The sequence below is a fragment of the Bacteroidota bacterium genome, from assembly GCA_016715425.1.
Classification (GTDB): Bacteria; Bacteroidota; Bacteroidia; order Chitinophagales; family BACL12; genus JADKAC01.
Window position 1 is genome coordinate 284,116 of record JADKAC010000005.1, and the last position, 13,755, is coordinate 297,870.

The following is a 13,755-nucleotide window of genomic DNA, read 5'->3' on the forward strand; positions in this document are numbered from 1 at the left end:
AGTTGACAATTGACAATGAAAAAAACTAAGACCGTTGACTTTTTAAAATTGACAATTGACAGTTGAGAGTTGACAATGAAAAAAAAATCATAACTGATTATTCAATACTGATTTTTTCATTCACGATTCTCTATTCACCATTCACTATCACATAACTCATTTCACCTCCATTTTCCAAATAAATTTTTAGCACATACATTCCTGTTGGTAGAGTGGATGTATTAATTATATAATTATTTTCTGTGGTATTAAATGATTTGAAAAATACTAATTGACCAAGTGTATTATGAATTTCTATTTCGTTAATACTATTATCAGATTCCACCTGTATTGTTTCATCAAATGGATTTGGATAAATAGTTATTTCTGAAATTTCATTATCAAAAATTCCTGTGCCGATGCCAACTGAAACCGTGGTTGAAACACTGCAACCTAATGCATCAATAACTGTGAGATAATAAGTTGCAGGATATACATTTTCTATTTCGGTGCCGCTTAATCCATCGCTCCAGTTGTAGGTGTATGGTGCTGTTCCGCCACTTACATTAATTGTAATACTTCCACCCGGACCATCATCGGGTGATGGTGTTGTTGTGCTTTCAATAAGTATTGGTGAATTATAATTTATTGCAATAGAATCATACAGCGAACAGCCCGATTGATATTCAATTTCTAATGCATAATTTCCTGCTTCGGTTACTGTAATTGTTTGAGCAGTATCTTCTGTATTCCAATTAAAAGAATATATAGTATCTGTATAATTTATTTCTAATTGCAATGTATCATCATAACATAGTATAGTATCATTACCCAATACATTTGCAAAAACATCTTGCTCTGCTGATGCAATATTTATAGTATCATATAAATAACAATCACCCGGACCATAATGCATTTGTATAGTATAAATTCCTGCTTCTTCTATTGCAATATGCGAAGAAGTTTCTCCTGTATTCCAAAGTAATTCTGTACCCGGATAATCCGTACCAATTTGCAAACTACCACCCGGACAAAACGTAGTATCATTTCCCAACACATTTACTGCAACATCTCCTGTTACTAAAATGGTGTCGGTAATTATGCGTGGACAAAATTCAGGAGTAAAACGAAAAGCGGTATCTTCTGCGCCAAAAGTCCATGCGTGACTAAACCATCTAATTTTGGTAAAATTGCGGGTTTCTATTCCAAATGTTCCTTCTTCATTACTGATGCCTTGCGTAATTCCAAAAATATCTACAGGTGGTAAATGTTTTACAACAATATCAATTACACCTGTTGTTTCATATAAAATACCACTCACATTTACAGTTATTCCCCATTCATAGTCGCAGGGTACATCATTATATTGAAATATAAATTGGCGATACGGCGCTTCACCTTGAGTAGAAATAATTACATCTCCAAGCGCACCCGGATTTAAATCGGCACCGGCAAGTACAATTAAATTATTTACATGATATACATTATCAGGTAATGAAGGAACAAACCAAGTATGGGGAATTCCAAAACTTGTGTATCCATTTGAACTTATAAAAGTGGAATCGTAAGTATTATCAAAATAATTAAATGTAAAACCAATAGGCACTTCTTCATAATCAGTATCAAATAAAGTAAGTGTATCAGGATTTAATAATGTAGGTTGTTCAAATGGAATGGTACTGATGTTATAATTAAGTGGCATTTCATAACTGTAATTAATTACTGTAGAATTATTTTCACCAACAATCATAGGATCAAAAATTCCATCCGCAGTAATACCCATTCCACTCCATGTACCTGTTCCTTTTTCGGGTTCTGCATTTAATAATCCGCTGTTAATACAAATGGTATCGGGTAAACCAATTGTTGTTAATGGCGCACAAATATTTTCTATTGTGGTAAATAATGTATCATTAAAATTGAGTGTATCACCATCTAAAATTGTCCATGCTTTAAACGTATGAAAACCACAACCTGCAAAAGAAGCAGCAGCAAGAAAAACAGTATCGCTATGTTGAGGTTCTAAATTAAAACTCACTTCTTCGCAATGCATATCGCCATCATCAATAACATAACATACGGTTGCATCAGTTTGTGTTTGCATACCGTAATTATAAATTACAACAGCCACTTCTTCACTATCAGTTAAATTGCAACCCGGCTGCGGACTAACAGAATGCACCACACCAATATCTGTATCACCATGCATACATCCACTTAAATAATATAAAATATTGCGACGTAAGTTTTTATAGTTGGGAAGAATTTGATCCCATAGCCAGATTGCGAAATTAGAGGCCATTACCTGCCCTGTTCCATATTGTTTACTAACAAGTGCAATCGCAGGAGTTTCATAACCAATTAAAAGATCTGTAGAGTCAACTAATAAAGTATCTAATTCAACTCCCGAAAAACTACCTATACCCAAATAGGGTCCAGCACCCCATCTACAGGTAATTAATCCATTGGCAGGCTGCCATGGAGCATTAAAAATTGAATGATTAACATTATTTGAATAAATATTTGCATAAGTTGAACTACTTTCAAAATTTTTTGAAAGAGAATCAAATCCTAAATATAAAACCAAATGATTGGCAAAATTTAAATAAAGATTTCCCCCATTAAACACATAATCATTTATTTCATTTCTATACAATTCATAAAATTCTCCAAACTCTTCTTCTTCACAAAACCCATCTAAAAACAACAAACAAGTATTATCTAAAAATTCTGCTGCACTATCAATTTCATCAAAAGTAAAGCGCTGCCAGCCCCCATCATCTTCATGTCCAAATACATCACGAAATAATTTTACATCTTCATCTAAAGCGTCCATACCATCATCGCAATAATTACCAAGATAGGAAGAAATGAATACTACTCTTTGTGCATTTGCAGAAATATTAAAGTAACATGAAATAAAAATTATTAGAAGAAAATAAAAAGATTTTTGAGGATGCATATTTTTAGGAATAAGTGAATAAATTAATATTTTTTTAAATTTATCATTCAAATATAACAAATATGAAAACACTTTACCAAATTATTATCGCAACTTTATTATTAAATACTTTAATAATTAATGCACAGGTATCTGCCAGTATCTACTATCACGACAACCGTGATATCGAAACAAATTTTTATGGATTTCACATGAGCAATTTTTTTGAACAATGTATTTGTTATGACCCGGATAGTCCCGGAACACCTGATCCTGATATAGACCAATGCATGGAATTTGCAGCATCGCTGAAACCTAAAGTTGTGCGTTTCCCCGCAGGTGGCGACCATAAGTTTATGCATTTATTAGATGATGATGGTTATGGTTATAGAGAGCAAGATATTGATGAATTTGTAAATCAGGGATGGTTAACTACAGAAGCGGCTGCACCATTTTATTCTTATATTAATTCAAAACAAGAAGTGGATTTTAATGATATCCGGTTTATTGATCGCTTTATAAATTTCCTTGAATTCTGCGAAGATGAAAATGGATTCAAGCCACAGGTAATATTTGTTGCAAATATTCTACTTACAAAATTAGATACATTATATACTGAAGATTCCACTTTTCGTGAAATAGAACATGAAAATATGGAAGTGATGCGTTACCTAATGGATCATAAGGTAGAGATAGTTGGAATTGAAATGGGAAATGAGCATTATGATGATAGGGATAAATATGGTGATGCAATCTTTAATAGTGGAGATGAAAAACCTAATTTTAATATATATTTTCAAACATGCAAGTATCTGTTAGATAGTTTGGATAGTGATCCTGACTTTAGCTCAATTCCTGTTGCGTTATTAGCAGCGCCGGAACCGATTCATGGTGCAGCAACCGGGATAGGTTCTACCAAAATCGGTTACTATGAAGAATGGAATGAAAAGCTAAAAATAAAAGCAACATCACCTTCTACAAGTTATCTATTTGATGCTTACACAGTGCATATTTATAATCGCCCTGATGATCTTCCGGAATGTTATAGATTGTATTATGATGATTATGTGAAGACAAATCCTACTGATCCGATAAGTACAATTGATGATCAAATCATCCCTGCCTGGGAATGTGCTCAGGATAGTTTTAGAAATTATACCACTAAGACATTGCAAACCATATTAAATAATTATGCGGGCACTTGCACCTCATGCCTTGGAAATGATAAACCATACTGGATTACAGAATGGGGACTTTTTGGAGTAGATAATAATAGTCCGGAGGTGAATTATGGCTACAGTACCGTATTGAATGATACAGTTGCCGGAAATTTCGGAGATACATTTATAGATGCAGCTTATGCATTTCATATTTATTAGAAATGGTTGATTATGAAGCAGGGTTAGATGGAGTTCATTCTGCAGATATTGATTTTATGATTAAACATAATTTTATGAGTAAATCAGTAGGTGGTGCAATTAACTATAGAAGTGGAACAGATCCTATTGGTGAATTTGATCCTGTATATATTCGAAGAGCAAACTATTGGCCTTTTTTATTAACAAAGGAAATATTTGAAAGAGACTATGAAAGAATTCATACTTCTACAATTCTACTGGGCAGTGAAACTCGTAAACCTTTTATTAAATGTTTTTATTATGATAATCCAGCCTCCTTGGTTCTTCCTTCCAACTTTTGTGGAGGAGGTGGTCAAGGAACAGGAGGTACTATAAATCCAGTTTTTTATATGTATTATTATAATCCATATCCGGATGATATCACATTTAAACATGAAGAAATTATAGGATATTACGATGATCCGGGTATTAATTTCACTCCCACAAGTGATCAGGCTGCATTTAAAAAATATTTTAAAGTAAATGAATTGTACCGTCATGGTGGAATAAATCAATATATGAAAGACAATACTTTTTATAATTCTGCTACCAATGTTTCACCAGATATAAATGGAATTTCATCTCAGGTTTATCATTTATGTGAAGGAGATTCAATAGTATTAAATGCATATAGCATTGGTTATGTATATTGGGAGATAACACCTACTCCATATCGTGAAGGTTTATTTACAGAAAACCCTACACATAAAGTTTGGCCGGTACCTGCTGAAAAAACTGCATACATTCAACTTACATTACCCAACGAAGAAGATTTATATACACTCAATGTATTTTCATTAACAGGAGAGTTAGTTCAACAAAAAGATTTTTCTGCAAATGGTTATGATGAAATACAACGGGAAAATTTATCTTCCGGAATGTATTTCTATAGTATCATAAATCAAACAGGATTGGAAATAGCTAAGGGGAAGATGATTTGGGAATAGAGAAAATAATCGATAGATATAAAGCATTAATTTTTCTTGGCTAATCTCCTGTAATTTTCAGATCTTCCAACTCACCCCTGCCCCTCTCTTTGGAAGAGAGGGGGGATTCTCTGTGTAAATTTTCAGTTTGTTTTTTTTGCGAAGGATTGAGGACGCCAACCTTGGGGAGCGATTTTTTATTTAATCGCTTTGCGTCCTTTGCGTATTTTTTTCTTAGCATTCTTTGCTGTTAATTTTTTCACTATTCACCATTCAATACTCACCATCAAAGTAGTTTATGCAAATTTTACATTAATCCGGCATTAACTCTATGTATTATCCAAATTCAAGGGAACAAAACCGCACTCTATTTGGTATGGTAAGTACTGAATGAATTAATTTTGCCCAAGCAAATATTCAAGGACTTCATAACTCTATCTTTAAAAAAATAATAATACATTCCATTTTATGAGAAAATTTTTATCGCTGTGTTTTGTGCTCTCAATTATAACTCTTGTTCAAGCACAAAACCCAAATACCAATATTGACCCGTATGTGAAAACATATATCACAGATACAAAGTATCGTCCGGATGCAGAAAAACAAAATGCATTAAAAGCTGAATCTGCATGGCATAATTTTATTGCTGCCAATGGAAAATGGAATGTGGAGTTTAATGAACTAAGCGGTAAACCATTTCGTGCTTTTGGAAAAGGTATTGCAACAGAAGGAACAACTATTGAAGAACGTGCAATGCATTTTATTCAAAATACAATTCAGGATTTTACACCGGAAGCAAATGAATATGTTTTGCAAAGTATTACTACTTCAAAATATCACTATATAAATTACACACAGCAATTTGAAGGATTAGATGTGTTGTTCAGTAAAGCAACTTTGCGAATGACTACAAGTGATTATAAAATAATCCTATTTGGTTTGGAAACATTTGCAGATATTAATGTGAATACAACACCTGCAATAAATTCTGATGCTGCTGCAAATTTTGCTTCTGCTGATTTTGCAATTACAGTAAATAGTTCTACTACTCAACCTGAACTTTCTATATTACCTGTTCCTAAATCTGATAACAGTGGTTACACATATAAATTGGTTTATACTGTGTATGTAAAAACAACAGACTACAATAATATTCCCGGAAATTATTACACACTTGTGGATGCACATTCGGGTGAAGTATTATACCGACAAAATGATGTGAAAGCATGTGGTGCTTTTTTAATGGATGCCAATGCAAGTATTGAAGCAACAATTACTGATAATCCATTACAACCTACAGAAGTGAGAGGCTTACCATATATTAGAGTTACTATTGATGGCGTATATTATTTTGCAGATGAAAATGGTGTATTGAATTTGGATTTTATTACAGAAGCTACAGAAGCAATAGTGAGTTTAAGAGGTACTTATGGTCAAGTGTTTGAAGGTGAAGCAGGGATGGATATGGAAACAGCAACAGTAACATTATTACCCGGTGATAATTATATTTCTTTTGATAGTTCATCCACTGCAACATCAAGAGAAGTATCTGCATATTATCATCAAACAATTGTGCATGATCATGCAAAAGATTTATATCCTTTATTTTCTTCTTTAGATTTTGCACAAGCAATTCGTGTTGATCGCACCGATGGAGAATGCAATGCATACTATGATGGCAGCAGTATTAATTTTTTTGCTGAAGGAAGTGGATGTCAGGCAAGTGCATTATTTAATGATGTAGTGTATCATGAATATGGTCATGCTATTAATGAGAATTTATATTCTTTCTTAGGAGATTTCAGTGGAATGAATAATGGTGCAATGGGTGAAGGTTATGCAGATATCTGGGCATACACAATTACTGCATATCCGATAATTGCACAAGGTTGGAATTTCTCTTCTTCTTCAAATATCAGACGTTATGATTTGGGGCCGAAATATTACCCTGATGATATTATTGGAGAGGTACATAATGATGGTGAAATTATAGCAGGTGCATGGTGGGATTTGTATGAAAATTTTGATTATGATTTAGATGCAATGGTAGCAATTTGGGTTGAATCACAATACGGTACTCCCGATGGACCATCAGGTACAGAAGGCACAATTTATACTTCTGTTTTAATTGAAGCTTTACTCGCTGATGATGATAATGATGACCCGACAGATGGCACACCAAACATGGATTTAATTTTAGATGCATTTGCCGAACACGGTATATTTATTTTGGGTGATGTACGTATTGAACATATTGAAAGTATTACTTCATTATCTCCAACTGAAACGGTAATTATGTATGCAAATCTGATTACCGAATTTCCACTGTATGCAGGCAGCTTTAAAATTTATTATCGCACTGATATTTCTTCTCCATTTTCTTCAGCAGGTATGTATGCTTTAACAGAAGGAAGTTATTTTTCTAATCTCGGTGAATTTTCTCCGGGCACTGTAATAGAATATTATTTTCAGGCGAATGATATTTTCGGAAATCATGCAGCAGATGCTCCTTTAAAAGTGGGAACAGGTGATCCGAATTTATCCTATTTTGCATTAGTGGGTTTTAGTGAAAAAGCGATTGAAGATTTTGATTCTTTTATGGGCTCATGGATTGTAAATCCTTTAGGTGATGATGATGCAATTACAGGAGAATGGGTAATAGCAAACACTATTCAAACACAAGATATCGGTGGTGTAGTTGTGCAACCGGGATATGATCACACACTCGGTTCTTCTAATATTTGTGCAGTTACCGGGAATGAATCCGGACCAATGAATGTGAATGATGTGGATGAAGGAAAAACAACTTTGCAATCACCAAATTTTGATGTAACAGAATTGTTAGATCCTGTATTTACTTATTATCGTTGGTTCAGCAATGATGCACCAACAGCTTCTAATAAAGGCAATGATCCTTGGCGTGTTTATATTTCAAATAATGGTACGGATTGGGTGAATGTAGAAAATACATTTACTTCAGATAATTCATGGAGAAAAAATGCGATAAGAATTAAAGATTATGTAGAACCATCTACTATGGTTTCTTTATTATTTATTGCGCAGGATAGTATATTGCCGGAATTACCTTCTAATGGACAATCAACTGTGGAAGCAGCAATTGATGATTTGCAATTATGGGATGTGGATCTTTCTTCTGCTGTAAATAATTTGAATGGTGAAGCAACATTAAATATTTATCCAAATCCTGTATCTAATATTTTAATGCTGAACACAGGAAATTTTTCCGGTAATACAACTATAAAAATTTATAACGCACTTGGTGAAATGGTGCATTCAGAATCTAGAGATTTAATTTCGAATAACATTTATTCGTTACAAGTTCAAAAACTTGATGCGGGTATTTATTTGCTTGAGTTATATAATGATAATGGCTTTGCCTCTTCACGATTTGTTCGTGAGAATCCTTGATATTATTTCAAATAAAAAAACGACTTGCTTGCAGGTCGTTTTTTTTTGAGAGTATTCAAACAGGCTTCTTACATAGCAATGACAATCGTTTTCCTTATTTTTGATGTGTAAGCGCAACTAATTATTCAACTCCACAATCTCATATTACATCACTTAATAAAATTACAAATGAAAAAATTTACACTGCTGTTTTGTGTCTTGTCCATCTTTTTTTTAGGAAATGCACAAAATGCACAAATTGAGAATGATCCTTACATTAAAACATTTATTCTGAATCCACATTACCAGCCGGATGCAAATCAACAAGCGAAATTACGGGCAAGTGATGCATGGCAAAACTTTCTTGCAGAAAACGGAACCTGGTGGGTAGAGTTTAATGAAATTACAGGCAAACCACAAAGAGCAACCGGACAAGGAATTGCAACAAGTGGTGCAACAGTTGAAGAACGTGCATTGAATTTTCTTACCAATAATGCAAAAGCATTTGCTCCCGAAGTAACTTCTTTGCAATTGCAAAAAATTAATACATCTAAATATTACTATGTAAATTTTTATCAGACTTATGCAGGTTTGAATGTATTGTTTTCACAAGCAACTTTGCGCTTAACAAAAGAAGATTATAAAGTAATTCTGTTTGGTTTAAATGTGTATTCTGATATTTCAGTAAATACAATTCCATCATTAAGTAAAGAAGCTGCTGCAAATTATGCAAGTACGGATTTTACAATTGCAGTTAATTCTACAGAAGTGGAATCTGATCTTGCAATTTTACCTATACCAAATGTGAATGCAGGAGGATATGCTTTTAAATTAGTGTATACAGTTGTTGTAAATACAACGAATACAGAAAATCTTCCGGGTAAATACCGCACATTAGTGGATGCACATACAGGTGATGTATTATATCGCACAAATGAAGTGCATAGCTGCGGTGCATATTTATTATCCGCCAATGCAGATATTCAATCTGTGATAACTGATAATCCATTATTGCCAACAGAAAACAGAGGCTTGCCTTATATAAAAGTTACTATTGATGGCTCCAGTTATTATGCAGATGAAAATGGAATTTTAAATCTTGATTTTATTACCGAACCTACGGAAGCAACAGTGGAATTAAAGGGTCTGTATGCAAAAGTGTATCAAGGTGAAACAGGTTCTTCTTTGGAGTCCATTTCAGTTACTTTAGAAGAAGGTGATAATGTAATTGAATTTGATACAGAATCCGGAGCAACAGCATCTGAAGTATCCGCATATTATCATCAGAATATTGTACATGATTATGTGAAATCATTGTTTCCTGATTTCACTACTTTAGATTTTGATCAGACAATTCGCACAGATAGAGGGGATGGAACCTGCAATGCATTTTATGATGGAACGAGCATAAATTTTTATGCGAATGGTGGGGGATGTCCGGCTACTGCATTATTTAATGATGTAGTATATCATGAATATGGTCATGGAATTAATTATGATTTATATGCTTATCTCGGTGATCCGAGTGGAATGAATAATGGCGCAATGCAAGAAGGCTATGCAGACATCTGGGGATATACAATTACTGGCTATCCAATACTTGCGCAAGGATTTTCCGGCAGCTCTGCAACCTATATAAGAAGGTATGATGCTGACCCAAAAGTATATCCTGAAGATTTGGTTGGAGAAGTACATGCGGATGGTGAAATTATAGCAGGTGCATGGTGGGATTTATATGAGAATTTAGATTCTGATATGAATGCAATGATTGCTATTTGGACAGAAACTTTATATGCAACATCCGATGGTTCTGCTGGAACAGAAGGATTAATTTTTCGTGATGTATTATTGGAAGCATTGCTTGCCGATGATGATAATGCAGATCTTTCTGATGGTACACCAAACGACTTAGCTATAATTGAAGCATTTGCAGAACATGGAATTACTTTACTTGCAAATGCAGTGGTGGAGCACGATGAAAATACTGCTTCATTACCTGCTGCTGAGCCTGTAATTATTGAAGCAACTTTAGAAGTGGATTTCCCTGTGTATCTCGGTGATTTATTTATGTATTACCGCACTTCTCCTACCGATATCTATTCTGAAATGATAATGACTGAAACAGGTGCTACTACTTATGAATCAAACATTGGTGTTCAACCTGCAGGCACCATCGTTGAATATTATTTTCTTGTTACAGATATTTACGGTGGTGTTGCAGTTACTACTCCTAAGAATGTGAATAGCGATGATCCAAATTTGCCTTTTTATACTCTGGTAGGTTATGAGTTAAAAGAAACAGAAGATTTTGATAATGTTTTCACCGATTGGGAAGTGGATCCTTATGGTGATGATGATAATACAACTGGAACATGGACGGTGGATGTGCCTATTGAAACTATAGATGGATCTTATATCAATCAACCAGGAGATGACCATACACCCGGCTTTACAAATTTATGTGCATTTACCGGTAATGCCCCATCAAGTGAAGGCTTAGGTGCAAACGATGTGGATGGCGGTGCTACGAGTTTGAGAACACCTCTATTTGATGTAACTGATTTGGATAATCCTGTGCTTACATATTATCGTTGGTATGCGAATGATTCACCTACTAGTGCAAATCCGGGTAATGATGTTTGGCAAGTTTATATTTCAAATAATGAAACAGATTGGGTGCGTATTGAAAGAACATACACTTCTGATAATAGCTGGAGAAAAAATGCCGTGAGAGTTTTAGATTATGTAGAAGCTTCTTCAACTGTTGGGTTATTGTTTATTGCTCAAGATAGTGTTATGCCCGGTTCTGATTTAGATGGCGGTAGTTTAGTGGAAGCAGCTATTGATGATTTGCAATTGTGGGGTATTGGTATAGAGGATACTGTTATAGAAGATACAACAGGAAATTTTATCAATGCATTTGCAGCTAATACTTTGATCGGAAAATTATATCCAAATCCGGCGAATGATTTTGTGCAATTGGAAATAAAAGATTTTTCAGGAGCAATTGCAATTCAGGTATATAATTCTTTGGGTGAATTAGTATTGAATGAAACAGCAATAGTTTCACCACAATCACTTTATCCAATTAATATCAGCATACTTACCGAAGGTATTTATACAGTGCAGATAAAAGCGGAAATGCTTGAAATAAATAAGCAATTAATTATTCAACATAATTAAAATAAAATACACTATAAAAATAAGCAGCTTTATACAGGCTGCTTATTTTATAAAAAAAATTATACTACAGTATTTGATCGTATATTTGGGTACACGCAAATGATTTACTTATGAAAAAAAAATTACTATTTTCACTATTCGCAATTTGCATTACAGGTAATGTATTGATTGCACAAAATGAAGTAACAGCTCCTGATGTAATAAAAAAACGGGCATTTAAATTCGAATTCTTTTCACCCACTTATGGTACGCTTAATTTTGGCTACGAGCAATCAATAAGTAAAAGAATAAACATCGATGTAGGTGCCGGTATAATCGGTGTAGGATTTAATGAAACAGCTACAGCATCAAGTGGTATGTTTGTTCGTGGAGGAGCCCGTTTATATTTTTCTCCGGATTATTATACAGATGATCTCAGATATTATAGTGACTTCCAGGGATCTTATTTCCGACCAGAGCTTATTATGAGTTTCTTCAATTTTGATTTCACAGATGAATTAGGTTCTGATGTAATAGGTAATAATGCATCCATGGGGATTCAATTAAATTTTGGAAAGCAGTGGGCAATTGCCAATACAGTTCCTTTGGATCTTTGGTTAGGAATTGGATATAATATTAATTTCACTGAGGACAGCGATGAAATGCCATTTAAATATGGATATGTTGGTGGAAGCGGTGGCGTTCCACTTTCTTTAAGTTTTGGGTTTAGTGTTGGAATACTTACTAAATAAAAAACAAGCTATTACAAAAATAAAAAGCCGGCGAGAGTCGGCTTTTTATATTATAATTAACGTAAACCTAATGAAAGCCCTAATAAATTTTAACCATCTTTGTCCCACTAATTTTTTAAAATAATGCGAAAAGTAATTGTTGGAATTTTCTATTGTTTGTCTGCAACACTCATATTAAATTCTTGTTCTGAAAAAGTAGAAGAACAACCAGAAGAAATAAGACCGGTAAAAATTATTACGGCATCTTATAGCAATGAAACTTTAATAGATGGTTTTCCCGGTGTAAGTCAGGGATTATCAAATTCTGAATTATCATTTAGAATTGATGGACCTGTTACAAAGTTTGATGTGGAGGTTGGCCAAAGATTTCAAAAAGGACAAGTAATTGCGCAGTTGGATAAACGAGATTATGAAATTGATTTGCAAGCAAAACAAGCAAGATATGATCAACTGTTAGCAGAGAGTAAACGCTATGCATCTTTACTACAAAAAGGCTCTGTTTCTCAAAATGCATACGATCAGATTGTAGCACAACTTGCCGAAGCAAACAGTCAATTAATGGTTGCGAAAAATAGATTAAGTGATGCCACCATCACAGCGCCTTATGATGGAATAATCACAAAAAAAAATATTGAAAATTATGATCAGGTAAGAGCACAACAGCCCATTGTAGATTTTGAAAATTTATCAGGTATTAAAATAAAATTTTATATCTCGGAATTTTTATCTGTTGATACAAAATCCTATGAATCTTTTAAAGTAACATTCAATGCCTATCCGAACATGAGCTTTAAAGCCAAGTTATTGGAAATTGGCAGAGTATCAGAAAATGCAGGCTATCCGGTTATTTTATTATTGGATAAATCTGATATTCCGAATGACTTACAGATAAATGCAGGGATGTCTTGTATCATTCAAATTACTAAAAAGCAGGAAGGAAATAATGCATCTGTAATTGGTGTACCTATATCAAGTGTGTTTGAACAACAAACAGATAATCATGCATCCGTTTGGATTGTGGATGCAAATAATACAGTACACAAACAAGCAATAACAATAATTAATTTTCTCTCCAATGATATGCTTGCAGTGGATGGTATAAAAGAAGGTGACAGAATTGTTACTGCCGGTACCAATCGTTTGGTGGAAGGGCAATCAGTGAAAATATTTTCCGGTGAATTATAAAAATC

7 protein-coding genes are annotated in these 13,755 nt (G+C 33.8%); 6 read left to right on the forward strand and 1 reads right to left on the reverse strand.

Annotated elements, in window-relative coordinates; all coding sequences use genetic code 11:
* Positions 1–130: 130 nt before the first annotated feature.
* Entirely contained in the window at positions 131–2,941 is a 2,811-nt protein-coding gene (locus IPN31_07095; GenBank protein MBK8681660.1) for a T9SS type A sorting domain-containing protein, read from the reverse strand.
* A 62-nt stretch (positions 2,942–3,003) separates the two neighbouring features.
* Between IPN31_07095 and IPN31_07100 the strand changes: the two genes are divergently transcribed.
* The 6 genes from IPN31_07100 (at position 3,004) to IPN31_07125 (ending at position 13,750) form a co-directional block, all read left to right on the forward strand.
* Positions 3,004–4,299, forward strand: a complete 1,296-nt coding sequence (locus IPN31_07100; GenBank protein MBK8681661.1) for a hypothetical protein — start codon at positions 3,004–3,006, stop codon at positions 4,297–4,299.
* Between the two features lie 2 nt (positions 4,300–4,301).
* The gene (locus IPN31_07105) at positions 4,302–5,264 is read left to right on the forward strand and encodes a T9SS type A sorting domain-containing protein (protein ID MBK8681662.1); all 963 of its coding nucleotides are present in this window, start codon (positions 4,302–4,304) and stop codon (positions 5,262–5,264) included.
* Between the two features lie 447 nt (positions 5,265–5,711).
* Positions 5,712–8,672: a T9SS type A sorting domain-containing protein gene (locus IPN31_07110; GenBank protein MBK8681663.1), complete on the forward strand. Its 2,961-nt coding sequence runs from the start codon at positions 5,712–5,714 to the stop codon at positions 8,670–8,672.
* 168 nt (positions 8,673–8,840) lie between these two features.
* Positions 8,841–11,834 (forward strand): T9SS type A sorting domain-containing protein, encoded by a 2,994-nt coding sequence (locus IPN31_07115; protein ID MBK8681664.1) that lies wholly within the window; start codon positions 8,841–8,843, stop codon positions 11,832–11,834.
* A 110-nt stretch (positions 11,835–11,944) separates the two neighbouring features.
* On the forward strand, positions 11,945–12,565 hold the full coding sequence (locus tag IPN31_07120) for a DUF3575 domain-containing protein (GenBank protein MBK8681665.1): 621 nt from the start codon (positions 11,945–11,947) through the stop codon (positions 12,563–12,565).
* Positions 12,566–12,688: 123 nt separating this feature from the next.
* The gene (locus IPN31_07125; protein ID MBK8681666.1) at positions 12,689–13,750 is read left to right on the forward strand and encodes an efflux RND transporter periplasmic adaptor subunit; all 1,062 of its coding nucleotides are present in this window, start codon (positions 12,689–12,691) and stop codon (positions 13,748–13,750) included.
* Positions 13,751–13,755 lie beyond the last annotated feature (5 nt).